This window comes from Paenibacillus oceani (assembly GCF_014705615.1).
GTDB classification, from domain to species: Bacteria; Bacillota; Bacilli; order Paenibacillales; family NBRC-103111; genus Paenibacillus_AB; species Paenibacillus_AB oceani.
Map to the genome: position 1 here is coordinate 96,673 of NZ_JACXJA010000010.1, position 26,101 is coordinate 122,773.

General features: G+C 50.7%; 22 protein-coding genes and 2 riboswitches. Of the genes, 6 read left to right on the top strand and 16 right to left on the bottom strand.

Annotated features, from left to right (window positions below; genetic code table 11):
* Positions 1-16: 16 nt before the first annotated feature.
* On the bottom strand, positions 17-1,687 hold the full coding sequence (gene kdpA / locus IDH45_RS09875; protein ID WP_190927035.1) for a potassium-transporting ATPase subunit KdpA: 1,671 nt from the start codon (positions 1,685-1,687) through the stop codon (positions 17-19).
* Between the two features lie 33 nt (positions 1,688-1,720).
* Complete coding sequence (kdpF, locus tag IDH45_RS35220) at positions 1,721-1,801, bottom strand: K(+)-transporting ATPase subunit F (RefSeq protein WP_190927265.1); 81 nt, start codon at positions 1,799-1,801, stop codon at positions 1,721-1,723.
* Positions 1,802-2,051: 250 nt separating this feature from the next.
* Positions 2,052-2,230, bottom strand: a riboswitch (cyclic di-AMP (ydaO/yuaA leader).
* Positions 2,231-2,480: 250 nt separating this feature from the next.
* Between kdpF and IDH45_RS09890 the strand changes: the two genes are divergently transcribed.
* The 3 genes from IDH45_RS09890 to IDH45_RS09900 all read left to right on the top strand — a co-directional run bounded on the left by IDH45_RS09890 (position 2,481) and on the right by IDH45_RS09900 (position 5,716).
* Positions 2,481-4,007, top strand: a complete 1,527-nt coding sequence (locus IDH45_RS09890; protein WP_223836516.1) for a DUF4118 domain-containing protein — start codon at positions 2,481-2,483, stop codon at positions 4,005-4,007.
* Between the two features lie 31 nt (positions 4,008-4,038).
* Positions 4,039-4,737, top strand: a complete 699-nt coding sequence (locus IDH45_RS09895) for a response regulator (RefSeq protein ID WP_190927039.1) — start codon at positions 4,039-4,041, stop codon at positions 4,735-4,737.
* A 313-nt stretch (positions 4,738-5,050) separates the two neighbouring features.
* The gene (locus IDH45_RS09900) at positions 5,051-5,716 is read left to right on the top strand and encodes a universal stress protein (RefSeq protein ID WP_190927041.1); all 666 of its coding nucleotides are present in this window, start codon (positions 5,051-5,053) and stop codon (positions 5,714-5,716) included.
* A 133-nt stretch (positions 5,717-5,849) separates the two neighbouring features.
* Here the strand turns inward: IDH45_RS09900 and IDH45_RS09905 are convergent, their stop codons facing one another.
* On the bottom strand, positions 5,850-7,298 hold the full coding sequence (locus tag IDH45_RS09905; protein WP_223836517.1) for a TrkH family potassium uptake protein: 1,449 nt from the start codon (positions 7,296-7,298) through the stop codon (positions 5,850-5,852).
* Between the two features lie 156 nt (positions 7,299-7,454).
* Positions 7,455-7,605: riboswitch (cyclic di-AMP (ydaO/yuaA leader) on the top strand.
* 132 nt (positions 7,606-7,737) lie between these two features.
* Here IDH45_RS09905 and IDH45_RS09910 point away from each other — a divergent pair.
* The gene (locus IDH45_RS09910; RefSeq protein ID WP_190927043.1) at positions 7,738-8,400 is read left to right on the top strand and encodes a potassium channel family protein; all 663 of its coding nucleotides are present in this window, start codon (positions 7,738-7,740) and stop codon (positions 8,398-8,400) included.
* On the top strand, positions 8,387-9,784 hold the full coding sequence (locus IDH45_RS09915; RefSeq protein WP_190927045.1) for a TrkH family potassium uptake protein: 1,398 nt from the start codon (positions 8,387-8,389) through the stop codon (positions 9,782-9,784). The genes IDH45_RS09910 and IDH45_RS09915 overlap by 14 nt, the downstream gene beginning before the upstream one ends.
* A 373-nt stretch (positions 9,785-10,157) precedes the next feature.
* Here IDH45_RS09915 and IDH45_RS09920 read toward each other — a convergent pair whose 3' ends face one another.
* The 7 genes from IDH45_RS09920 to IDH45_RS09950 all read right to left on the bottom strand — a co-directional run bounded on the left by IDH45_RS09920 (position 10,158) and on the right by IDH45_RS09950 (position 18,342).
* Complete coding sequence (locus IDH45_RS09920) at positions 10,158-11,033, bottom strand: sugar phosphate isomerase/epimerase family protein (RefSeq protein ID WP_190927047.1); 876 nt, start codon at positions 11,031-11,033, stop codon at positions 10,158-10,160.
* A gap of 41 nt (positions 11,034-11,074) precedes the next feature.
* Complete coding sequence (locus IDH45_RS09925) at positions 11,075-11,959, bottom strand: DUF6528 family protein (RefSeq protein WP_190927048.1); 885 nt, start codon at positions 11,957-11,959, stop codon at positions 11,075-11,077.
* On the bottom strand, positions 11,960-13,609 hold the full coding sequence (locus tag IDH45_RS09930) for a type 2 periplasmic-binding domain-containing protein (RefSeq protein WP_190927050.1): 1,650 nt from the start codon (positions 13,607-13,609) through the stop codon (positions 11,960-11,962). It abuts the gene before it with no gap.
* A gap of 79 nt (positions 13,610-13,688) precedes the next feature.
* A complete protein-coding gene (locus IDH45_RS09935; protein ID WP_190927052.1) occupies positions 13,689-14,567 on the bottom strand; it encodes a carbohydrate ABC transporter permease in 879 nt (292 codons plus the stop codon).
* A gap of 39 nt (positions 14,568-14,606) precedes the next feature.
* Positions 14,607-15,530 carry an ABC transporter permease gene (locus tag IDH45_RS09940; RefSeq protein WP_190927054.1) on the bottom strand — a complete coding sequence of 308 codons (924 nt, stop codon included), beginning with the start codon at positions 15,528-15,530 and terminating at the stop codon, positions 14,607-14,609.
* Between the two features lie 243 nt (positions 15,531-15,773).
* Positions 15,774-16,547, bottom strand: a complete 774-nt coding sequence (locus IDH45_RS09945; protein ID WP_190927056.1) for a response regulator transcription factor — start codon at positions 16,545-16,547, stop codon at positions 15,774-15,776.
* Complete coding sequence (locus IDH45_RS09950; protein WP_190927058.1) at positions 16,525-18,342, bottom strand: sensor histidine kinase; 1,818 nt, start codon at positions 18,340-18,342, stop codon at positions 16,525-16,527. Before IDH45_RS09950 ends, IDH45_RS09945 begins: the two co-directional genes overlap by 23 nt.
* Positions 18,343-18,656: 314 nt before the next feature.
* Here IDH45_RS09950 and IDH45_RS09955 point away from each other — a divergent pair, with 314 nt between their 5' ends.
* A complete protein-coding gene (locus IDH45_RS09955) occupies positions 18,657-19,052 on the top strand; it encodes a VOC family protein (RefSeq protein ID WP_190927060.1) in 396 nt (131 codons plus the stop codon).
* A gap of 128 nt (positions 19,053-19,180) precedes the next feature.
* Here the strand turns inward: IDH45_RS09955 and IDH45_RS09960 are convergent, their stop codons facing one another.
* The 6 genes from IDH45_RS09960 to IDH45_RS09985 all read right to left on the bottom strand — a co-directional run bounded on the left by IDH45_RS09960 (position 19,181) and on the right by IDH45_RS09985 (position 26,040).
* Positions 19,181-19,978 (bottom strand): glycerophosphodiester phosphodiesterase family protein, encoded by a 798-nt coding sequence (locus tag IDH45_RS09960; RefSeq protein WP_190927061.1) that lies wholly within the window; start codon positions 19,976-19,978, stop codon positions 19,181-19,183.
* A 77-nt stretch (positions 19,979-20,055) separates the two neighbouring features.
* The gene (locus IDH45_RS09965) at positions 20,056-20,877 is read right to left on the bottom strand and encodes a hypothetical protein (protein WP_190927063.1); all 822 of its coding nucleotides are present in this window, start codon (positions 20,875-20,877) and stop codon (positions 20,056-20,058) included.
* Positions 20,874-22,346 carry an arylsulfatase gene (locus IDH45_RS09970; protein ID WP_190927065.1) on the bottom strand — a complete coding sequence of 491 codons (1,473 nt, stop codon included), beginning with the start codon at positions 22,344-22,346 and terminating at the stop codon, positions 20,874-20,876. The genes IDH45_RS09965 and IDH45_RS09970 overlap by 4 nt, the downstream gene beginning before the upstream one ends.
* A gap of 105 nt (positions 22,347-22,451) precedes the next feature.
* Positions 22,452-23,357, bottom strand: coding sequence for an alpha/beta hydrolase (locus IDH45_RS09975; protein WP_190927067.1), 906 nt, complete (start codon positions 23,355-23,357; stop codon positions 22,452-22,454).
* A gap of 192 nt (positions 23,358-23,549) precedes the next feature.
* On the bottom strand, positions 23,550-24,830 hold the full coding sequence (locus tag IDH45_RS09980) for an ABC transporter substrate-binding protein (RefSeq protein ID WP_190927068.1): 1,281 nt from the start codon (positions 24,828-24,830) through the stop codon (positions 23,550-23,552).
* Between the two features lie 229 nt (positions 24,831-25,059).
* Positions 25,060-26,040, bottom strand: coding sequence for a LacI family DNA-binding transcriptional regulator (locus IDH45_RS09985; RefSeq protein WP_190927070.1), 981 nt, complete (start codon positions 26,038-26,040; stop codon positions 25,060-25,062).
* Between the last annotated feature and the right edge of the window lie 61 nt (positions 26,041-26,101).

Genomic DNA, 26,101 nt, shown 5'->3' on the forward strand with positions numbered 1-26,101 from the left:
TCCATTACAATCAAACTTATGGTTTCAATGTCAACTGTTCTGCAATTGGGCCGAGTACGAGACTTGGGAAAAACGTCAACGCTCCAACGATCAGCACAGCAGCCAAAAATACAATCGCGAACAATCCCGTGTCCGTCCTAAAGGTGCCTGTCGTTTCCGGCACCGTCTTCTTGGCAGCAAGCGACCCGGCTACAGCAAGCAAAGCGACTATGGAGAAATATCTGCCTAAAAACATAACGACTCCGGTTGTCGTGTTCCAGAACAATGTATTGTCACCTAGCCCTTCGAATCCGGAACCGTTGTTCGCAGCAGACGAGGTATACTCGTACATCGCTTGCGTCAGGCCGTGAAAGCCCGGATTGGACAGCGTATCGGGATAGCTGAACAGCGCAATTGCCGTTGGAACCAGAATGAGAACAGGCGAAACCAGCATCGTGACGGCAATCAGCTTCATTTCCTTGCCTTCGATTTTTTTGCCCAAAAATTCCGGTGTACGCCCAACCATCAGACCGGAGAGAAAGACGCCGATCATCGCATACATCAGTACGTTCATAAAGCCGGCTCCTACGCCGCCAAAAGTCGTATTCAACATCATGTTGGCGATGGTGATCAACCCGGCGATTGGCGTCAGCGTATCATGCATCGCATTGACCGCCCCCGTCTCGGATGCCGTTGTTACGACTGAATACAAGGAAGATAGTGCAACTCCGAAGCGAACCTCCTTGCCCTCCATACTGCCTTGTTCATGCTGAATGCCGATTGCATTCAGAGCCGGATTGCCAGCATGTTCAGCCGTCAGCGAAACGCCCAGCAAAACGATAAAGAGCATTGCCATAGAAACAAACAGTACCCGTCCCTGCTTGGCATTCCCGACCATCTTACCGTATGCAAAAGGTAGGGATGTCGTAAGTAACATCATTAGCAGAATCTGAATCAAATTACTAATTGCATTAGGGTTTTCAAACGGGTGAGCCGAGTTGACGCCCATAAATCCCCCGCCGTTATTCCCGAGCTCCTTAATGGACACGAACGAACCCATCGGGCCTCTGGCAATGGTTTGTTCACCGCCTTGAATCGTTTGAGCGACCGCCGCCGGTTCAAGCGTTTGTGGAACGCCTAGCGCAACAAAAATAAGGGCCGTAACAAAAGCAACCGGCAACAATACCCGTGTAATAGCACGAGTCATATCGACGAAAAAATTGCCTAACGGTTTTCTTGCCAGCCCGCGCATAAAAGCGAACACCGCTGCAAGCGCGGTAGCCGGAGCCGTAAACATCATAAAGACGATCGCAATCATTTGCGACAAGTACGATAATCCGCTCTCCCCGCTGTAGTGCTGCAAATTGGTATTTGTCATAAAGCTGATTGCCGTATTAAAGGCTAGGCTCGGGTCCATATTGGCAATACCGGCCGGATTCAACGGCAAATACGCCTGTGTTCGAAACACGAGATATACGAGCAGGATCATCATGGTATTACTAACGACTAAGGTCACAGTGTATCTCTTCCACGTTTGATTTTCTTGGCGAATGCCTCCGATGGCAAAGATCATTCTCTCTAATGGACGATAGTATCGATCAAGTCCTGACGGGTTGTAATCAAATGCCTTGGCCATATATAGTCCAGTAGGCCGAGCCAACAGCAGGACCAGCAACAATGTAACGACAATGGCAATCATAACGGCCATATAACGATGCTCCTTCCTGAAAACAAGCGGATTTTAGAATTTCTCCGGCTTTACCAAAGCATATACCAGATAGACAAACAACAGGACGATGACGCCCCCCAATGCCCAGGTCATGCTTCTTCCCGCCCTTCCTCCACCACTTTACCCGACCAAGCGGCAAAGCCAATCATGGCTGCAGCCAGTACAGCCACCAAAGCTATCATTCCAATATCCAGCATCTTTGCATCTCCTTTTAGGGCTTTCCTAGTTCATACTTAACAGAAAGGACAGGTCATTTGAGCCTGCGGTTATATCCCTGTGTAAGGACATAAATCGGTTCTCCCGTCCATGAGCGGCTTATAAACCGTGTCTAGTTTTGATAAATGCTGCCTCTCTTCTGTCGCTTGCGAGGTTAGCTGTCGGATTCGGACGGTGAGAGTCGCCCTACCTGCCAACGAGTCGATCCCGGTGGCAGGATTCACCCCGCACAGAAGCTTGCTCTCACACAAACCCCCGCAAATGGTTCCCCCGTTTGCCTGCAAGGCAATTCAGCGAATAAAAGGGTGAACATTGAATTCGAATCGTATGTTACGCCGTATGCAAATAATTGTAAAGCAATGCACGGCGGGTATAGGTTTAAATTGTATTGCCTAGTCGCAACTGGATCTCGCATCGCTCAGGATCTTTAATTTCCTCCTTTTTACTCTTTTTTTCTATTGTTTTCGTGATTTTTACGGAACTTTTACCCCCGGAAACCGTTTCTTTTACGCTTTATTTACAGTACAGTTAGGGTAAACGTGAGTCATGATTGGGATTGGAGGCAACGACCATAACAACTTCCCGTTCAACATTCCTTTGGCACCCTTATGCCATCACCGCACTGCTCATTGTTGGGATGACGATCCTATTAAAACCGTTTGGGTTAGCGTTTGAAACAGCCAATATTGCGTTGATCTTCCTACTCCCCGTCCTATTAAATGCCGCAGTTTGGGGACTGCGACCGGCATTTTTTGCTGCCTTTCTTGGTGTACTGTCCTTTGACTTCTTTTTTATTCCGCCGGTACTCAGTTTCACGGTCGCGGATTTAAGGTATCTGATATCCTTCGTCGTTTATTTGGTGGTCGCGATTTTAACAGCCAGCTTGGCCGCGCGACTCAAACAACAAGTGCTTTATTCCAAGCAAAAAGAGAAGCAAACCGCCACGCTTTATGCGCTCAGTAAACAGATTAGCTCTGCCGTCGATATGCCGTCATTGCTGGACCGTTTTTCCCGACAGCTATCTGAAATCCTGAAAATGGACGTCACGATCTATCTGGCTGAAAACAACAATGAGCTTACGCTCGCCCGTCGTTCCAGCCCATTTCCCCATCATGTACAGGAACAAGCCGAGCTTGCGCTTGCTAAACGAATCTACAAAGAAGGTAAGTCATTGGAAAAAAGAATTTCACATACCGGAGGACTCATCGGGCATTTTATCCCGCTTCAGATTGAGGAACACAGGTTCGGAGTTATGGTTCTTATTTCCAGGCACGAGCGAAGCGAAACCTTACCGGAACAAGCCTTGCTATTTGAAGCGGTTGGCGGATTGGCGGCCAGTGCAGTCGCACGTGTCAAGTTCGAGGAAGAGGCAAAGCTGGCCCATCTGACCGCCGAATCCGAGCGGCTTCGCATCGCCATATTGAACTCCGTCTCGCACGAGCTTCGTACACCGCTCGCAGCCATTATCGGTTCGGCAACCGGGCTGATCGATGGCGAGAAACTGTTTACCGCCGAGGAACGAATGGAACTTCTTGTGACCATTCGCGATGGCGCGCTTCGTATGAATCGGTTGGTTTTGAATTTGCTGGGTATGGCCCGGCTCGAAGGCGGCATGCTTACCTTACGGAAAGATGAGTGCGAATTGGAGGAAATCATCGGCTCTACCTTCATGCAGTTGAAGGGCTACCAGGAGCATCGCACGATCCGCCTTGACCTGCCCGATGAAATCCCCATCTTTCTTGGCGATGAAGCTCTGCTTGAGCAAATGCTGATCAATGTGATCAGCAATGCGATCAAATATAGCCCTGATTACAGCGAGATCATCCTGTCTGTCAAAGCAGGCAGTGAATTCATCGAACTGACTGTTGCCGATGAAGGTGTCGGGCTGAAGGAAGACGAGTTGGAGCGCATTTTTGAAAAATTTTATCGTTCCGAACAAACCGGGCACCTCACGGGAACGGGCTTGGGGCTGGCCATCAGCAAAGGGATCGCCGAACTTCATGGAGCAACCCTCTCCGCCCGGCCTAACGCGCCAAAAGGAGCCATCATCACAATATCGCTTCCGCTTGTCCAAGATAACTAATAGGCTAGCGAGCACTAGGAGGACGAGACGTATGTCAAATCATGAACATCATGTTCGAGTACTTGTTGTGGAAGACGACACTCAAATACGGAAGTTGCTCAAGGTGACGCTGCAAGCCCATAAATACAACGTATACGAAGCGTCAACCGGAGAAGAGGGACTGGAGCAAGTTTCTCTCGCCGCTCCGGATCTCGTGATACTCGACTTGGGATTGCCGGATCTATCCGGCATGGATGTACTGAGGGGTATTCGGGAACGGTCCGATTTGCCAGTAATCGTCCTGACTGCCATTGACCGGGAAGCGGATAAAATCTTTGCGCTGGATAATGGGGCCGACGATTATGTGACCAAACCTTTCGGAATGGGAGAGCTAGTGGCGCGGATTCGCGTAGCGCTGCGACACTCAGCCAGGGCTCAAGAAGAGCCGGTTCTGCACCATGGGGAACTAACGATCAATATTGCGCAAAGAAGTGTGGAATTGAAGGGAGAACCGGTCAAGCTATCTCCGACGGAATTTGATTTATTGAAAATTCTGGCTATCCATGCAGGGAGAGTCATTACAAAAAGCCAATTGCTGAAGCAAGTCTGGAACGAGCACGATGATTCCAATCGGCATTATTTACGCATATACATCGGGCACTTGAGGAAGAAGCTTGAAGACAATCCCGCAGATCCCAAGTACATTGTAACAGAATCCGGCGTTGGATATCGCTTTCTCGCTGCTGAATGACCGCTCACATTCACGGATGTGAAGAAAACCGCAAGTACAATATCAAAAATGAACGTCACCGCATCAAACTAGGACCCGGATCAAAATTTCTGGGCAAAAACGGATTTCAATCCAGTCTGTTTTGGCGGTTTACTTTGCAATAGAAATAACGTAATATGTCCATCAACAACTAAATCATGTATTTCATTCGCGGAAAGTTCCCTCTTCCTTCTGGCCTTTTTTGTTTTCATTCTGGTTTTCATCATCCATTTTAAGCAACCTGAAGCGGGCTTCTGCTCGTTATTGCGAATATTTATTGACAGGGGAAACGTAAATGATCACAACATCTAACTCCAAGATAACCGAAACTGAAGAAAAAATACTCGTATGTCTGTATTACGGACCAAGCTCAGAGTTATTAATTCGCCGCGGCTGGAAGCTGGCTACCGCTTTACAAGCACCGCTTACCTTGCTTACGGTAGATCCGATTCATGATAACCGGTATAGTGAGGCGCGGGAGAAAAACATGGCTTTTTGGAGCTCCATGGCCGAAACATTACAAGCAGAACTGATTGTGGAAAAAAGTGATTCCCGAAATGTCGCAGAAGTTATTGCAGACATTGCAAACGAAAAGCGTATCACACAAATTATTATCGGGCAGTCGGCTCAAACCAAATGGGAAGAGATTACGAAAGGTTCCATTATTAATCAGCTTCTCCATTTGATCGAAGGTGTAGATATTCATATCGTATCTGTACGGCGCGAGAGGCAAAAACAAGACGAAGACTATGAAGCAGGGGTTAAAGCCTATCTTGTAAGAGACGGGAACCGCTTATTACTGCGATTGAATTCCCTTGCTCCTGACAAGATCGAAGGCGTCTTTTACCGAAGCGTTCATACAGACTTCAACACTGGCGTTTTTAAGGCAGATGATGGCGGAATGAAATATCTTATATGTGATGGTATCGCATCTACTATCGATACAAAGCCCTCACCTTAACAAGGTGAGAGCTTTTTGACCTTACCATTACGGGTTAACCTGCCTGAACGATTTATCATTCTCGCGGACTTCCGGGCCCGTTGACCCGGAGCTCCATGCTTTGGAGAGAGGCTCCCCGGATAAGGGGACCTCTCTAGCCAATAAGCACCTTCTCCTCAAGATAACGGAATTTCTCCCGACTTTGCTTTTGCGACAAAGCAAATGCCAGCGTCAATGGCCCGAGCCTGCCGATAAACATGGTCAGGATGATGATCAGCTTGCCGAGCGTGGAAAGCTCCGGTGTCAATCCCATGGATAAGCCCACTGTGCCGAAGGCCGATGTGACTTCAAACAGAACTTCCATAAAATCCTTCTGCAGACTATGTTCGGTTAACGTAAGCAGGAAGGTGGCCGCGATGACTACGCCAACTGATATCACCATGACAGCTAAGGCACGCATAATAATCGATTGCGGAATTCTTCGATGCATGATTTGAACATCCCGCTTCCCTGTCACAATGCTGATTAACGTGAGCAGCAGAACGACAAAGGTAGTTGTCTTGATCCCTCCCCCGGTTGATCCGGAGGAAGCCCCAATGAACATCAGAAAAATCATAAAAAATTGAGAAGCCGTCATCATCGATGCGATATCGATGGTGTTAAATCCTGCCGTTCTCGTCACTACTCCCTGAAAAAATCCTGCCCACATTTTTTCTGATCCTGTCAATGCACCGAACGTGTCAGGATTAAAGGATTCAATGGTTGTGATTACAAGAAAGCCTCCCGCACATAAAATTGCAGAAGTGGATAACACGATTTTGGAGTGAAGAGACAGTTTGCGCCAGCTCCTATTTTTCCAAAGATCAAGAATGACGGTAAACCCCAGGCCGCCCATGATGAATAGACACGGAATTACGATATTAATCAGCGGGTCTCCTACATATCGGCTCAAACTATCTGACCACAAACCAAATCCCGCATTATTGAAAGATGAAACGGAGTGAAAGATACCGTAATAAAGCGCGGTTATAAAGTCCATGTCGCCCATCCAGCGAATCGTTAAAATAATGGCACCGAACGCTTCAATAACAACAGCTGCCGCAAAAATACCAAGCGACAGCTTCACGACTCCCTGCGTAGACAGCGCATTTGTCGATTGCTGAATAAGCAGTCGGTCCTTCAAACCTATTTTTTTGCCCAAGACGACCGCTACCAGGACGCTATAAGTCATAAATCCGAGTCCGCCGATCTGAATCAGGCACATTATAACAATTTGTCCAAACAAAGAGTAGGCTGTCCCTGTATCTACTACAACTAATCCTGTAACGCATACAGCTGACGTCGAAGTAAAAAGCGCGTCCAACCAACCGATATTGCTGCCGGATGCAGAAGAGACGGGCAAAGCTAGCAAAATCGCCCCCAACAAGATCGGAATGGCAAAACTTAAGAGAATGACTCGTGATGAAGTGAAATGAATAAGTGGAGTCGATCTGAATGGATGTACAGCCATAACCATCATCCCCTTTCCCAAGCTCTGCTCAAATAATTGAAACCAGTTAAGCTTTATCTTCGTATTATTACCTGAAAGTACCTTTGCATTCAACCCTAAAGCCGCCTCGCATCCGAAGCACTTTCATCTCCCTAGCTGAAACAAGGTGAGGCGACGCGGAATTATAACTATGCGGGCAATCGATAATGGATAATCCGGGTCATCTGTTTACTTTCGAAATGAACTGCTTTATGATAGGGTACAACAACTTCATATTCATCGCTTAATCCTTAATGAAGGAGCGGGGGAACCAACGAAGCGTTTTTCGCTTCAGGGGTAAATTCTTTCTTTTGCAGAGAGAACGGGAACTCTCAGACCCGAATCCGACAGCTAACCTCGTAGGCGTCATGAGAGAGAACATGAATGCGTCTTTGGTTTGTCCAGCCCTCACATTCCGAAGCTTGGCAGCAGAATTTCTCTGCTCCAAGCTTTTTTGTTCTTTTCCCAGAAAAACCGTCATACGGATCAATTTCTTTAGAAGGATGTGCAGGACATGAAAAAACAGTTTATTGTGATTGGCTTGGGCCGATTTGGGTCGAGCCTGGTGCGTACTTTGGTTCAAAATGGTCACGAAGTGCTCGCCGTTGATAAAGATGAGCAACTTGTTCAGGACATATCGGGCATAGCAACCCATGCCGTTCAAGCCGATTGTACAGATGAAGGGGTGCTGAAAGAGCTTGGAGCGCGAAACTTTACTCATGCCATCGTGGCTATTGGCGATGATTTGCAAGCGAGCATTTTAACAACCTTATTGCTTAAAGAATTGAATATACCCAAAATAACAACCAAAGCCAAAAATGAAATGCATGGCCAGGTCCTATTTAAAATAGGCGCAGATCATATTGTGTATCCGGAACGAGACATGGCTGCTCGTCTTGGAAAGCAGTTAAGCTCTGATAATCTGATTGACTACATCGAGTTGTCTCCCGACCACAATTTGGTTGAACTGAAGGCCCCACCTGCGATGAACGGCAAATCTCTACAACAATTAAATATTCGGGCCAAGTACGGGTGTACGATTATGGCGATCAAGAAGGGGGTTCATATCAATATTTCTCCGAAGGCGGAAGATGAAGTGAATACAGGGGATATTCTGGTAATAATCGGAAGCAATTCAGATATTCGAGACCTGGAAGACGACTATGAACAGAAATGAACAACGTATTCATAGCCGTTCCCTATTCGCTATCCTTGTCTCTATTGTCAACCGGCTGAAGACGCGAACGAGCCCTCCCCAACTCATATTAATCGTCTTTTTTGGCTTGATCTGGTTCGGTGCTTTGCTTTTGACGCTCCCCTATTCATCCTCGTCGGGTCAATCGATCGGGCTGTTGAATGCTCTCTTTACGGCAACCTCCGCCATTTGTGTGAATGGCTTGGTTGTGGTGGATACAGGAAGTGTGTTCTCTACCTTCGGACAAGTCGTCATTATGATACTGATTCAGGTCGGCGGCCTTGGCTTTATGACCGTCGGTGTAATGGTGGCTATCATGATCGGCAAAAGAATCGGGCTTCGCCAAAGGCTGATTATTCAGCAGGCGACGCATTCGACATCCGCGCAAGGCCTGGTCAAATTGTCGATCTATATGGTGCTTATCGCATTTGCATTCGAGGCGTTGGCTACATTGGTGCTCACCTTGCGCTGGCAAGCCGATATGGGATGGGGCCAAGCTGCTTATTATGCGGTCTTTCATTCTATTTCGGCGTTTAACAATGCAGGCTTTTCTTTATGGTCCGACAGTTTATCGCCTTTTGTGGGCGACCCTGTCGTCAACATCACTGTCATCCTGCTGTTTATGATCGGGGGGCTTGGCTATATTGTCATTGTGGATGTTTTCCGCAAACGTTCATGGCGCAAGTTATCGCTGCATGCCAAAGTTGTCTTGCTCGGTTCCGGCATTTTGTTTGCCGCGGGCTTCTGCTTGATTTATTTGCTGGAAAGCTGGAACCCCGCAACCTTCGGTTCCTTGTCTGCCGGGGAGCGGATATGGGCCTCCTTGTTCCAAGGGGCTACGCCCAGAAGCTCCGGTTTTAATACCATTGACATCGGAAGCATGTTGGCCTCGTCACAATTCCTGATCATCATATTAATGTTCATTGGAGCCGCTTCAGGCGGAACCGGCGGTGGCATTAAAATCAATACGGTGTTTGTTCTTGTACTGGCAACCATTAATACGTTCCGCGGCGGCGGGCAAATTCACGCCTTCGAGCGCAAAATCGCAGGCGAGACGGTCATGCGCGCACTGGCTGTTGTTGTCAGTTCCCTTGCCGTTGTGCTTTTGGTCTCCCTACTGCTGACGATTTCGGAAGGCATGCTGGAGGACCACTTTCTGGAGGTACTCTTCGAGGCCACTTCGGCCTTTAGTACAACCGGATTATCCATGGGCCTGACAAGCGATTTGTCTCCGCTTGGTAAAATCATCGTGACCATTACCATGTATGCCGGACGACTTGGTCCCCTCACACTGGCCTTTGCCCTGGCTCAAAAAAAGCGTTCATCCAAAATTGGCTACCCCGAGGATCATATTCTGATTGGCTAAACCATAACGGGGGCGGGTTTCCGCTCCTTTTTAAATCCGCTCCTACAAGCAGTAGTCCCAGCGTTGCTGCCACCAGCCGCCAATGAATCATTAGGATAAATAAATCTAGGCAAAAGTACTTACCCTATTTCTGGATATAACCAGGGAGGCAGGGATGTTATTTGGAGACAGTAAAAGAACTTCTGCTTGTTACAGAACGAATCGCCACGATATTCCCTCTCTTGTTACTAATAGCCTTGTATATGGGGAAACGTTCCATTGGAGTGGACTTGTATCCTCATTTGCCTTGGTTTGCCCGATACAAGCAGAAGGCGCAGCTTGTTACAAGCTGCGCCTAGATTCGTTAAATTGCAAAACACCTCAGATCGGCCGATCATCCGGGCGCTCGCTCGGACACGCTCTCTTTCTGGTAATCCGCCAGCAGCTCCTGCCAACAGGCCGCCAGCTCTGTCGGGACCGGCTGGCGAACCTCGAATAGAAACGGGCCGGGGTAACCGTGCTTCGCCAAAGAGCGGAGCACTTCGTTCCAACGAATGACCCCGCGGCCCGGCATCCAGTGACGCTCGTCCACACCATCGTAATCCGACATGTGCACGGCGCCGATTCGAACGCCCAGCTTTCCGATAAACATCTCCTGAGACTCGAGCAGCATATGGTTTACATCGCAGCAGACAAGCAGCCGCGGATCGGCCGCCGCCAGCTCGCTCATCTCGCTGCTGTCGCGGCCGAGGCACGTGCGCGGCAAGTTTTCGACGGCGATCCGCACACCGAGCCGGTCCGCCTCGGCGGCAAGCGACGCCAGCGCAGCCTTGCATGCGGCCATCCGGGCCGGGCGTTCCTCATCCCGGATAGGCTCGTAGCTGGGATGCAGGATCACGATGCCGATCGCCCATTGCCGGGCGAGCCGCATGAGCCGTACATGACGCAACACGGCTGCCTCACTCTCGCCGTCTCCCGTCGCGGACACATCGAACAGCGGGCCGTAGGGCAGATGGAGCGATCTTATGGCGATGCCGTGCTCTATCGCCTGCCCGATCCAGCGGGTACATTTTGCTTCCTGCACCGGATCGAACATATCGAACGTATCGTTTCGCCATGCAAGCTCGATGCAGCGGATTCCTGCTTGCACTATTTCAGCCACATCGACGCGGCCCATATCCCAGTCGTTCAATGATAGGGACGCCCCAATCAGCCAGTCCGCCGGATGAACCACCGCTTCTCCGGACCTTCGCTCCTCCATCGTCCCCATAACCACTCTCATCCTTCCCCGGCACGGTTTACTTGCTGCTCTTACTCGTATTCCGAATTCAGTACGCGCATCTTATAGAAGCCGGCTCCGCTGCGGATTTTCACCCGGTCGGGACAATGAAATTGCGCCGTGTCCGTCGTCCATTCGTACGTCCCTCCCGGCTTCGGCACGGTCGAGACCGTCTGGCCTGAAGCCAGGTTGCCAACGCTTTTGACGTCCTCCCGGCTGATCCGCTCCCTGCCCGGGTAATCGGAATCGAAACGGTCGGCGGACTTTACGTATTGGTAGACCTGCTTCCCCGTACTGACCCACAGCCGGTCGCGGTCACCGTACATCGGCTGAAGATCGTGTCCGAAGCGGGTCGGCAGCAAGGTCCGGCGCACCGGCCGAACCGCCGGCTCGGCATCGGTCCCTTCGACCCGGAGGCCGACGAGCTCGTCGTCTCCGAGCGCCCAAAGCAGTTGAAAACCAGGGTCCCAATGAACGCCGTGTGCGCCTGCAAACGCATACTCCGCATAGTCGGCGCAGGACGGGCCTTGCGACGACGCATAGATCCGGACCCAGCCGCCGGTGCTGGCCGCCACCGCCACATTGCCGTTCGGCAGCAGCTCGGCCGAATGCGGATTGCCTCCGACATGGCAGCCCCACAGCTTGCGGTCCCCTGCGGGAAAGGGGAGCATCGCAGCCAGCCCGAGCGAGTCGGTAACGATCATGACCTGCTCCCCCAGCCTGGGGTTATTACGCACTTTGACATCCGTCGGGACTCCCCAGTAAGCTTCGAGGCCGTCGAAGCCGTTTGCCGCACACGCCGCCCAGCTCCAGCGCACCGCCTCATCCGAGCTCCAGTCGTCCGCCTCCGGATCAAGCAGCAGGATTCGGCGGGACGCTTGATCCGTCCCCGCCACTAGATTCCCAAGGTTGTCCATTTATTGATCCAGCCCCTGTTTTCGAACTTCTTCATTTACTTCTTTGATCGCCTGTGATAATCCTTTATTTTCGTAACCTTTTACGATCGCTTCCCACATCGCGAGAGGATCTTCCTTACCAAGCATAACACGGGTCAAATCTTCCGAAGGATTAATGGCGCTCAGCTTCGACTTCGCCGGCGTATACAACTGCTCGACAGCAAAGTTGGTCGGAACCGGCTTAAACGTCTTGATCCGGTGCTTGAGCATATCCCTCGACAGCTTGGACAGCTTCACGCCATATTGAATGTTGTTCACCTCGTTCTCGACGTATTCCAGCTCCTGGCCCCATGCCGCCAGACCGCCGAACAAGTTGAACGACGGGTACAAGGCGCCGATCGATTTGTACTGCCCCTTCTCGTCCTTCTCGCGGGTAATGACGAACTTGTCGCCTTCTTTTTTGTAATCTTTCCCTTCGATTCCGTACTGCTTATCGATCCGGAACGGGTCTGACAGCAAATAATCGTATATTTGCAAGATCCGGTCCATCTTCTCGTCGTCGACCTTGGAGCTGAAGTAGCTTTCCGACCAGAACGTGACGGCCGTATACCGGTATTGGTTGCCATCTGCAGCCGCCCAAGTAACGGGTATGACTTTGACGATGTCCTCGAAGGCCACATCCTTATTATATTTTTTCCATGCGGCATCCAGCTTGCCGAGCCCGTTCGGTGTCGCCTGCATGGAAATCGCGCCTACTTTGCCCTGGCCGAATTTCTCGATGCCGTCGTTCGTTTTCATAATCGCGAAGTCCGGATCGATCGCTCCTTCCTCAAACATTTGTCGCAGCTGCTTCACCGGCTCCTTCATTTTGTCGGAAGCGTAATACGGGATATATTGACCGTTCTCTTTCACCCAGGAGCCGTTCAGGATGTTCGGGAATGAACCTGCTGCAAGCGCCGACATCATAGACGACGAGCGGAACGTAACGCCAACCGTATCGTTTTTACTGTTGCCGTCCGGATCGTTTTTGGCGAACGCCTTCAGCATGCTCAAATATTCCTCGTAGGTAGCCGGGTCCTTGATTTTGAGCTTGTCCATCCAGTCTTTGCGGACGATCAGGGATTTCTCCATCGCCCAGGAATCGCTGTCGCGATACGTTTGGCGCGGGATCATATACGTTTTGCCGTCTACTTTGAGCGACTTCGTATCCGGGAGGCTCAACACTTTTTGCACGTTCGGATATTTGCTCAGGTTGTCGGGAAGTGGACGGATAATGCCTTGTTTGATCCAGGAGAAATACGTTTCCGAATTAATAATATCGTGGCTGAATACGTCCGGCAGCTCGCTTGAGGCGCTCCACAGCTGGTATTTTTCCTTGTAGTCGGAATAGCTGATCACTTTGTCGACGAAGCGGACGTTGAACTTGTCTTCCATGAACTTCAAGTATGAGTCCGCTTCACGGTTCGTAAAGGCTTGACCGATATTGAAGTACGATACAGATATGTCCAGCTTTTTACTGTTGCTCCCGGCAGCTCCGGCTTGTCCGGTTTGACCGGCCTGCGCGGATGGTTCCGGCTTTACTTCCTGCTGAGCGGTTCCGCAGCCTGCGACAACAGCGAGAGCTGCGACGGCGGCTACGGTTGCCGTGCCGATACGTTTGAATTTCATCATGGATGGTTCCTCCCTTTATGATCAGCTATATATATGTTCAAAACCGCAGAACGTATCCGCTGGTTTTAAAACCGGCCGGTTACTCCTTCACGGCGCCCAATGTAACGCCTGCCGAAAAGTACTTTTGCAAAAATGGATAGACAAGCATGATCGGTACCATCGTAACGATGACGCTGGCCATCTTCAGTCCATCCGGATACGTCTGCGTCATCTGCGACATCATCGTCGCCCCCATGTCGTCCCGGGCCATTCTCGTTACATCCGCAAGCATATTGCGCAGAAACAGCTGCATCGGATGTTTTTTCGTATCCGTCATGAACAGCATGGCGTTGTACCATTCGTTCCAGCGCGCAACCGCATAAAACAACGTGATGGCGGCCATCGTCGGCTTGGTGATCGGAATGACGATGCGAAACAGGATGTAGATGTCGTTGGCGCCGTCCATTTTGGCCGATTCTTCGAGGCTCGGCGGTATGGAGCGGAACTGGTTGATCATCACGATCAGGAAAAAGGTGCTCGCGGCGACGGGAAAAATCATCGCGCCGTAGCTGTTGATCAAATGCAAATTTTTAATCGTCAAGTAGTAAGGGATCAGCCCGCCGCTGAACAACATCGTGAACACAATACCCGCCATCATAACGGTACGGCCCGGCATACCTTTCTTCGAGAGCGCATAAGCGCCGCAAGTCGTAACCAGCATATTGACGAAAGTCCCCGCCAAAGTGACAATCAGCGAATTGGCTAACGCCCTCCCGACATAACTTCCGTCCAGCAGCGTCTTGTAAGAATCCAGCGTGAAGCTGGTCGGGATCAGGTAAAACTGCTGCTTGGCAACCTCGGCCGGATCGGCGAACGAGGTGATGAATACGTTGTAAAACGGCAGCACCGTCAAAAGAGCGAGCATCATAAGCAGGCTGTTGACGGCATAATCGGCCCAGCTGCGCCGGTGTTGTCGCATGCGATCCCCCTCCCCTGTACCTAGAATTGGCATTTCGTCTTAGTATAATCCTTCTTGTCCCATTCTCTTGGCCAACCGGTTCGCTGAGATCAGCAGGGTGAAATTAATGACCGACTTGAACAGTCCGACCGCGGTGGACGTGCCATAGCTCTCGCCGATGGAGAATGTCCGCCTGTATACGTAAGTGTCCAAAATGTCCGCCTTCTCGTAGACGGCCGGATTGTACAAGTTGAAGATTTGATCGAATCCGCCGCCGCCCGAGCTCATCGTATTGCCGATCTGCAGAATGAACAGGATCACGACCGTACTGCGCAGCGAAGGCCACGTAATGTGCAGCATCTGCTGCCACCGCCCGGCTCCGTCGATGCTTGCCGCTTCATATAAGGTCGGATTGATGCCGGCGATTGCCGCCAAGTAAATAATCGTTCCCCAGCCCATATCTTTCCATAAACTGCTTCCGTACAATAAGCCCCGGAACGTATCCGGCTGGACGAGCAAATTCGTCTTCTCCAGCCCGATCAGTTCCAGCAGCTGATTCAACACGCCGAACGATCCGAGAAAATTGACGAGAATGCCGCTGACAATAACCCAGGACAAAAAATGCGGGAACGTATATACGACCTGATAAAATTTTTTAAGCCCCGCCCTGCGCACCTCATTCAGCAGCAGCGCAACGACGATCGGCACGGGAAACTCGATCAGCAGCCTGCCCACGGCGATGATGATCGTATTGCGGAAGGCGGTCCAGAAATCATCCAGTCGGAATATTTCCCGGAAGTTGGCCAGACCGACCCATTCGCTTCCCCAGATACCCTTGGCAAAGTTAAACTCCTTAAATGCAAGCATCAGACCATAAAGCGGCATGTATTCGAAAAGCACATAAAACACAAGCAGCGGGCTGACCAGTACATATAAATATTTGTGTTCCACTACCCGTTTCCATACGCCATTATGCCTGCTCAACCGAACTCTCCCCCCATAGCACAGTGCTTGATTCCTCTACCAATCCAGTATAAGCGCCGTACATCTTGAGCCGTATGAACGATTATTAGATGCTCTATGGACATTTCGAAGATATTGAAGATATTGCAGCCGATCGTTTGACACAAATGAAAAAGCCGCCGAAACCCTGCGATCAGGTTCCGGCGGAACAGACGTGGGCCGCAGCCGGCAGTCCGGACATACGGCATACGGCGAGCATGCCCCTTAGAACCGGTTCCGGTATTCGGTGGGCGTTACTCCCGTATATTTTTTGAAGAAACGGGCGAAATAAAAATAGTCGTTGTAGCCGGACAGCTCGGCAATATCCCCGACGGATAGCGAGGTAGTCCGGAGCAGTTCACCGGCATATTCCATCCGGATATCGGCAAGGAATTTGGTGAACGACATGTTCATCTCCTTCTTGAACAGCTGGCTTACGTAGTTCGGGTGCATATAAAACCGGCCGGCTATATCCGGAAGCGAGATCGGCTCGCGAAAATGCTCCTTCACATATTGGACGATTCTGGTGAAGGTTTCCTCCCCGCGCACTTTCGCCAGATCCAAGTCCAGTGCGGCTTCCTCCGGCCGCTCCTGCTCCTGAAGATGGCTCCGGAGCTGTTTCCCCTTCTCGATGCGCACCTTCACTTCACTCAATATTCCGGCGATCTCCTCCGCTTGAAACGGCTTCAGGCAATATCCCGCAGCGCCGTACCGCAGTGCCTGCTGGGCGTATTCGAACTCCGCATAGCCGCTCGCCATGACGCATTCGACCTCGGACCCAGTATCACGCAGCATCTGGACGACTTCCAGACCGGTCATGCCGGGCATTCGAATGTCGAGAAAAGCGACGTCCGGCTTCATCTCTCCGATCAGGCGCATCGCCTCCGCGCCGTTCGAAGCAATGGCGACTATCTCAAACCCTTGCTCCTTCCAGTCGACGGATCCAATCAAGCTTTCCGCAATCCACTTCTCGTCATCAGCCAGTATGACCCGATACATGTGACAAACCTCCTCCCGGAAGCGTTAGAAACACCCGCGTACCGCTATTCGGGGCGCTCTCGATAGTGGTTATGCCATATTCGCCTCCGCAGGCGAATTTGATCCGGTTATTCACGTTCATGAGACCAATATGCCTGGAACCGGGATGTTCGGTATCGTGCAAAGGCGGCTTCCCGGCCAAGCTGCCGCGGATCCGCTCCAGCGTTTCCCCATTCATCCCCACGCCGTCATCCTCAATCCATAGCCGCATGACATTATCGGCACCGATCATGCAGCCGACTGTTAATTTGCATCGGTGCAGGGAAGGTTCGATTCCGTGAAACACTGCATTTTCGACGAGCGGCTGCAGCATCATTTTCATTACTTTGCGGCTCAGGCATTCTTCACCGATTTCAAACCGGACGTCAAACCGGTCCGAGAATCGGATTTGTTGAATGCGGATGTACGCCTCAACGATCTCCAGCTCCTCTTTTAGCATCACGGTCTCTTCCCCCTTAATGCTGTAACGGAACATGCAGGCGAGCGAATTGGTCATCTCGCGAATTTCAGGAACGCCCTTCACATAAGCAATGCCTTTGATCGTTTCCAGCGTGTTATACAAAAAGTGAGGGTTGATCTGGCTCTTCAGAAACTGCAGCTCGGCTTGCTTTCGCAGCAACTGAAGCTCAAAAATATGCGTCTTCGAAGCAATAAGCCTTCCTGACAAATCGTCGATTTCATCGAGCAGCGAATTAAATTGTTTGGCCATGACACTAATCTCCGCATACCCTTTCAACGCGACTCTCCGGTTCGGATTATCCAGCCCTTTGGCGCGCAAACCGTAGATAAAAGTCATGAAGGAGCGGAGCGGAAGTAAAATATTGCGGCTGATGGCGCTATAAAACAAATACATGATTACGCTTAGCACGCCAAATATGCCGATCAGCAGCAGTTGCACCTCCTCCAGCCCGCGAAACAGCTCCTTCACCGGAATTACGCTAACGGCCATTCCGCCGATATCGCCGATATATTCCGTATGCACGACATATTTGTCTCCGTTATGCCGGTATTCAACGGGATCCGCCTGGGCCGGGGAGATTCGCAAAGCGAGGGGCGCATTCACCTGCGCGATCGGCAACCCGATATGTGCAGCGTCGGCGGCACCCATCACGACGTTATGACGATCCAGTACGTAGAAGCTTCCCGCGATCCGATCCGACATCGTGCCCATCTGCGGAGCGATGGCCCCCGCATCCAGCACGATGACCGCATATCCGATCCGGGTGCCTGCCGGTACGAGATTTCTCTTATCGTAGACGGGAGCTCCGATGTAGACGACGCTTCTCATCGGATTGGTGAACGGATATCGGTATACGCCTGTAAAGTGAGACCCTGCGCGCTCCGGAATATCGCCAAAAGGGATATAGTTTTCACAATTGACACAGTTATAAAAGCCCCCGCCTGCCGTCGACAGCAGTACGATCCCGACGATCCCTTGCTTCATCGCCTGCAGATTGACGAGAAGCGGCTCGATTTGGCCATGAAGCTCGAACTGCTTCAGCCGGTTATCTGCCATCAAATATTGCTGAATCGTCTCATTGTACGTAATGTTGGGCATGATCCGATTGACCGAGTCGACTGTCTGGGCAATATTTTGCTTAATCGTCGATATAAGCTCGGATGTATATTCGCTGTTGCGTTCGTACGTGATATCCAATATCCGGTAATAGCTCCACAGAACTGTTCCTATCAGCAGCAGCAGGATGATGATCCCGATGAACAGCAGCTGCAGCCGGATCGAATAGTTGCGCAGCATAGCCGGCACGCTCCTCTCTTATGGGTAAGTCATTCTCGCTGATCGGACCGGAAGCGTCAGTCGTTAAAACGTCGGTTTGTAGTTATTGTAAAAGGCGAAGTGTTATTTGACCAATTAATATTATGTAAAGAGGTTGTTCAACATTTCCTAGATTCATCCAATCTTCTCGGTGCTGAAAACCGGACTTTTTGAACTCGCACTTAAAGGGGGGTGTTGCAACTGGCAGCGAAATTGTTGCAATCGGTTGGGAAATGGCAGGAATGGTCATCCTCTATAGAGAAAGCTATGGAGGCGTCCAAAATAAGGAGGAAGCTATGGGAAGAGTTGTTCACTTTGAAATCCACGTCGACGACATGGAACGCGGTAAGACGTTTTACGGAGAAGTGTTTGGCTGGACATTCGAGGATTGGAGCGAATTTGCGGGCATGCCTTATTTTGGAGCAGTAACGGGCGACTCTGAGGAGATGGGGATCAACGGAGCCCTGGTGCAGCGGAAAGGAGCCTCCCCGAAGCAGGGCCAGGCGGTTAACGGCTATGCATGTACAATCAGTGTTGCCAATTACGATGCCGCGGAAGAAAAAATTATTGCTCTCGGCGGCACTGTGGCGTTGCCTAAGTATGCACTTCCCGGCATGGCCTGGCAAGGCTACTACCACGATACGGAGGGAAATCTTTTCGGGATCCACCAGCCGGATAAAAATGCCGGTTAATCTAACCGTATGCGGAAAAGCCACCGTCACTCATCAAATGAGAAGAAGATCGCAATCACCTGCCCGAGAGGACAGGAGGATTGCGATCTTCCAGTATGAAAGCCGGATTTGGAGGCTATTGCTTTTTCTTATGTCAGCGTTTTGATATAGCGCATGAGCTCGGAGGAATAATCCGTCTGGATGATGTTGACGTTCTGCTTTAGCAGCCAGCCCCAGCCCTGATCCGGGTTTATTAAGGACAAGCTGTCATTGTGCCCGCCGTTCTTAGATCCGTCCAAGGCGTTCACCCAGATATTCATGGTGACCCCCGGCCGTTTGCGAAATACTTCCTGTAAAACCGGGCTGTTGTCACTTGTAAAGCCGATTTCGATCGCTACCGGGTTAATCACCTCCAAAATGAAATCAAGTTCTTGATAGTTGCTCTCGTTTATTTTATGCATATAGTTCAAATTGCTGGGGGCGGTACTCAGGAAGTGGTTGACCTCCTCCACATTGGCTCTGCTTTTTAACAAGGCGTGCTCCATACAATCGGTCTGCTCCAGCAGCCGGACAACCTGTTCGCGGAGATGCCAGCATTTATCGAGATTGGCCAGCGCTTTTCCCTTGATCAAGCTCAACGCCTGTTCCAGCGTCGGGATCCTTTCCTCGGTCAGAACTGCCTCGCCTCGTCCGTTCCTGCTCTTCAGATTCAATCGCTGAATGTCCTCGAGCTTCAGTTCGGACACTTTCCCTGTTCCGTTCGTCATCCTGTCAACCGTACTGTCATGCATCAGGATGAGATAGCCGTCCTTCGTTTGCTGAACGTCGATTTCAATAATATAGATCCCGTTATTCATACTGTCTTGAATTGCGGCTAACGAATTTTCAGGCGCTTCGTTCCAGCAGCCCCGATGGTCGGCCAAAAACAAGGCGCTGCCTTTATTCATAAAGCTTCCAAAAAAGTCAACATAGCTTGCAAAACTTAAGTTCTTCATTAAGCAATACCGCTCCACTGTGTCGTTATTTAGATGAGAAGCTTTAGGTAAGACCTGTCGTCAAAGGACGCGTTTCCTTTGGTCAAGCCTTTGGTCGAACGGTAACTTCGATAACATAAAGGATCCTCTGCAAGCAATTCGTGCAGCAGCCTCTCGGACTCCTGCCGGTCTTCCTGTAAAACGGGGTATCCGTCGCTCGCCATTACGATTACTTTTGCGTCCGAAACGGCTATGACTCTAATATCGGATTCACGGACCGGAAATCCGTCCAATACCGCATAAGATAACAGAGAGTCATACCTGTTGTTCTGAAACTCGTACTGAGTGACCAAAAAGCGGGACAAATCTTCTCTGCTCCGGTCATTGGCGAGAAGCTCATCCACGGAATACTTGAGCAAATACTGCTCGACAAGCTTGCTCCTCCAATCCGAGAGCAGGTGGTCAACCAGCTTCTCGTTTGTCACGTGAACACCGTCAATCAAGCATTGGCAATCGCCAACGAGCCAAAGCTCTTTCCGGCAGGAGCTGTACAGGATGAGGCTCGCAGCCATTCTATTCGCCGGATGAAGCGACACTTCCTCAAGGATCCCGCGCTGCTTATAATACCTGTACAAGCAGCGGGTCAGCTTGCTTACCGCATCCGGGTATGGAATGTCGGCGCTGAAGCTATTGATTTCCCGGGCCAGCAAGTCAACAGCAATCCGGGCCGACGATTGACCGTCGTAAAGCGCCTTTTCCTTCGGCGTCATCCCGTCGATGATTGCCGCAAAATGATCTGTGACAACGATGGCATCTTCGTTGTCACAAGGCTGCCCTGTTTTGGACATGGAGAACTGCTCGACAATTTTCACAACATCGCTCCCGAACGCCGGGTTCTCTCGGCATAATGCGGCGACACGATCGGCGGCTTGCCTGCTTGGCAAACGAGCCGATTGCCATCGGTCAAACCGGCGCTGCGGGGAGCCAGCACGCCGATCAAGCGTTCCCGCCACATCAGCAGTTCGGACGCGTGCGCCTCGCTGCCCGCCAGATCGTTCAACTCTGCCGGGTCGCGGCGCAAATCGAACAATTGCTCCGAACCGATCCGCGGAAACCATATGTACTTCCATTTGCCGTCGGTCAAATATTGCATCTCCTGCTCTTCGGAGTAACAGGTGGAATGCTCCCCGTGCACATACGGCCTCCAGTCCGGACATTCGCCTTGCATAAGCGGCAGCAAGCTTCTGCCGTCCACCGTCTGCGGGATAGGGGTACCGGCCGCTTCCAGAATGGTCGGCATAATGTCCTGCAAGCATACGGGATTCTCCACCCGCTGTGTTGCGGGCGTTCCCATGCCGGCCGGCAGCTTGACGATCAGGGGGATGTGGGCCGATCCTTCGTATGCATACGTTTTTCTCCACAAGTTGTGATCCCCCTGCATATCCCCGTGATCAGAGGTGAAAATGACAATGGTATCGCGCAGCAGCTTATGCTTTGTCATGAATTGCAGCAAACGCCCGATTTGGTGATCAATAAAGTGAATCGATCCGTAATACCCGGCACGAGCGCGCCGGGTTTCTTCCGCACTGCGCCCCCCTCTCCACGCATCCGGGCTGGCGGCGTCCTGGGGTACATCGTGCATAGACGCCCACTCCCCTACATGCGGCTCCGGCATTTTCTTGTTCGCGTACAAATCGAAATAAAACGCCGGGGGATCGTAGGGGGAATGCGGCCTTGAGAACGACACTTTCAGGAAGAAAGGCTTGGTCGGATCGCGCCGGTTCAGAAATTCGATCGATTCCTTGATCGTCCAAAACGTGGGGTGCAAAAACTCTGGCGCATGCGTCGGCCGGGCCATCCATGAATTCGGACCGATGCCATGATCGAATATTTCGTAATCCCCCGTCTTGTTCCGATCGAACCAGGAACGGAAATCGGATCCGATTCCTTGCTCATCCACTTTGTTGAACTCGTCCAATACCGTATGATGAAAACCGTTCAAAGCACGCATCGGATGGAAACTCATCTTTCCGATCCCTCGCGTGTGGTAACCGGACTTCGCCAGTTCTCCGGGCAGCGTATGTTCGAACCCGACTCCCATCGGCCCCTGGCCCTTGCCTGTGCCCAATATTCCCGTATTCCACGGATTCATCCCCGTAATCAGGCTGGCGCGTGCAGGGACGCAGGAAGGGGTAGAGCTGTAGGCGCTGGTGAACACCGTGCCCTGTGACGCCAGCCAATCCAGATTAGGCGTTTCGATGACCCGATTGCCGTAACAGCCCAGCGTATCCCAGCGCTGCTGATCGGTCATAAGCAGCAGCACATTCGGTTTATTGGCCATCCCTATCTTCACTCCCACATCACGTATCCTGAACCTCTTATCATTCGTTGAAGCTAAGCTGCGCTGCGTCCAAAAATGTCATAATCATTCCATTCGGCCAATGCGTTATAATCGCTGCCGCACAAACTCGATGATTGACTCGCGCATCTCTTCCGTCTCTGCGTGTCCCGCATCGTATCTGAGCAGCGACCATGCCCCGGGCTCGCCGTACCCCGCATACACCCGCTTCATCTCGGCATCGATTTTGTCCAATCCGGCAGCCGGTGTCAATGGATCGTGGATGCCAGCCGTACAAAGATGCGGCCGGGGGGCAATCAAGGCGTTAATTTGGGATGTAGTAAAATGATGGAGCAAATCGGGTACATAATAATACAGTCCGTGCTTACGAACGTTCTGCTCCTTTAGCAGCTCCTGAAAATCGGTCATGCAGCACATATCGACAACAAGCCGTATGCGCGTATCGAGGGCTGCAAGCCACCACGCCATCGTGCTTCCCATCGAAATCCCCATCGTCCCGATTCGAGCCGGATCTACATCCGCTCTGCTTGTTACATAATCGACGGCGCGCAAGCTGTCGTACACCATCATCCCCCACATGACCTGGCCATTCCAAAGCATTTCTTTGAAAATATCCGATTCGCTCCGGCCATTGCGCTCCCCGAAAGCCCAGCTGTCGAAGCAGAGCACCGAAATGCCGAGAGCGGTCAATACTTCCCCGTAAGGCGGGGACTGCAACGCACCGCGTCCGTGCAGGATTTCCTCCTTGCCGATCTCGTACTTTCCGCCGTGGGCATGATTGTACAGCATGACCGGCGCCTTGTCCGAAGCCTGCTTTGCCCGCAAATAATAGGCAGGCACTGGCTCGATTCCATTCAGATCCAGAACGAGCTTCTCCAGTACGAACGAATCGTATTCCTGCTCCTCCAGCAATTGAGCCGAAATCGGCCTTGATCGTGAAGGTAGTCTGCCGAGAAGTCCGTACAACCGTTCCCTTTCCGCAACTTGACTCATAATACCCCTCCCATGATCCCTATAGTAACATTTATTTCCTCCCTGCGGGTGTGAGAAAAAACAAGCGGTTATAATGAAGCTTCTGCACGTTTAAAGCTGCAGGACCATACTGGATGAATGGCGGATACCGGCATGCGCCATATCCGCCATGTAAAGTTCGTTTATGAAACCGCGAATTCAGTCGAGCGGGGTTTATTTGATTCCCTTCATTGCCCGTTCTTCCTCGATTTTACGGTTCGCTTTCTCTTCTGCTTCCCTCAGCGCCGTATTGATATCGCTTTTGTTATAGGCAATATCTTTGAGGGCGCTATCTATAAACGGCTTGACTGCCGGTGTCCAGGTGGAGTAATCCGGAAGTGGGGAAGGGGGAACCGAAAGCACCGCTTTTAAGTTTTTTCCTTCAAATACTTTGGAGTCGGAAGCATACGTTAATTTCACATTCGGATCATTCAGGATCGAGAGGCGGCCCGATTTGCTTAGAGCAAGCTGCATTTCTTCGGACATCATCGTAAGCAGAACCCGGTATGCCGCCTCTTTATGTTTACTTGTCTTCGATACGGTCATCATATGAAAGTCGACAGGATTACCGGTTTGTTTGTCCTTGAACACCGGATAAGCCGTCAGGTCCCAATCGTATTCCGGCGGGTTCTTGGTAAAAAAAGCAGCGAAAGAGGCAATCCAGTTCGATTTCATGGCGATTGTGTTGCTGTTGACATTCGTCGGCAAGTGCACCTTATCGTTTACGAGTCCCGGTATTTCAAACAATTCCTTCATGTAGGAAAATACATACTGGTGTTTTTCCGTGGTCAGTATCGCCTTTTCATCCTTGGCATCCATATTCGATATGCCGTTTTGCTTTAATAAATTCATGATTCGATCGGGCGTGCCTCCGATATATTGGACCTCGCCGTCCATGCGGGTCAGCCGTTTCGATAAATCGAGAAATTGTTCCCATGTAATCGAATCTGTCGGATATGGGACGCCGAACTTATCAAAAATATCTTTGTTGTAAACCATCGCGCCATAATTCATGCCAAAAGGGATGCCGTAAATGCCCCCGTCCTTGCCATATTGTTTCAATGTCTCCAAAACAGTCGGGTCGATTCGATTCAAATCAACTTTGAAACGTTTGATCATCGGATTTAAATCTTCGGGGTAGTCGATATCCAGATACGTGCCCAAGGAAGGATTGCTCACCGTCACCAGATCCGGAACCGTGCCGGCAGCGAGCAGCGTATCGATGGGGTCTTTTGTCATTTTGAGCGATATATCCGGATATTTCACTTTCACCTGACGCGCGATTTTCTCAAATTCACTTTCCGTTAAAGCCGCATTCTGATCTTTAACAAGCAGTTCTACGGGACCTCCGCTATATTCGTCACTTGCCTGCGGCAAATCCGCGTTGTTCCCAACTGTATTGCTAGCCTCTTCGCCGCCTGCGCATCCGGCGATTAGAACGATTGATCCTGCCAAGAACAAACCGCCTAAGTAATTTTTGCGTTTTGTGACCACAAAAAACCCTCCGATTCGTCAATTTAATAAGTCCTGCTGAACCATCCGACTGAACGACCCGACCGATACCTCATTGACGTGGAACCCCTATTCGATCACCCCTTTCAAGCTGCTTACGGTTCGATTTCAATTCAAAAAGTAATCGATTACAAAATAGACACAAAAAAAAGAAGACGGATGGATGCTGGATTTATGTCTCCCTGATCACAAGCTGGTGGTTTAAAATGACCTGTTTGCTTTTATGGATCTCTTTATTTTTAATTTTCCTCAAAAGCAATTGGACGGAGGTGAAACCCAGCTCATAAGCGGGTTGAACAATGGACGATATTCGGGGAGATGTAATCTGGGTAACGAAGGTTCCCGCGAAGCTGATCAACCCGGTTTTCCGATCAAGATGTATCGTCCGATCTTCCATTCCCTTTAAAATATGAGCGGCATATAAATCCGAATGGGTTAGCAGGCCGTCGATTGGTATACCTCGATCGACCATATCGTTTAGCAAGGTCCCGATTTCCTCGCGCCCCTTTTTTGGCTGTACAAAAAAATGAGGCTGAAACGTCACCCCTGCATCCGCCAAAGCCTGCTTGAACCCTCCCAAACGGTCCTTGACCGAGCTGGAATCCTTGGCGCCGGCCACATAAACGATATGTTTGCAGCCTCTTTGCAGAAGCTCGCATGCGGCGTCATAGCTTGCTTTCCGGTTGTCGATCGCTACGTACGAGAGATTCATATTTTCATAATATTCATTGCACATGACAACCGGATAGTGTGCGTTCAAGTCTTGAATGGTCTGTTCATTGGCCCAGGAAGAAATAACCAAAATTCCATCCACCTGATTCGTCCTCAGCATGTTCCTGTAAGTGTCCGCCTGCCACTCTGTCGTGCCGATGATCATGTTGTAGCCGTTGCTATCTCGGATGGCTTCCTGCGCCCCCTTCACAATATCCGCGAAAAAAGGGTTCGAGATCGAAGACATGACGATCACAATTGTGGAGCTGGATTTTTTTCTTAAGTTTTTGGCCAAAATATTCGGCGAAAAATGCAATTCATCAATTGCTTTCAGCACTTTGAGCCGATTTTTCGTTTTCACGGTGGGATCCTGGTTCAACACTCTAGAAACGGTTGCCACCGAAACCTCTGCCAGCTTGGCGACATCTTTGACGGAACTCATCTTTTTTTATCCTTTTCAAGAAATAATCGATTACAAAATGATGCAAAGCAATCTTCTATCA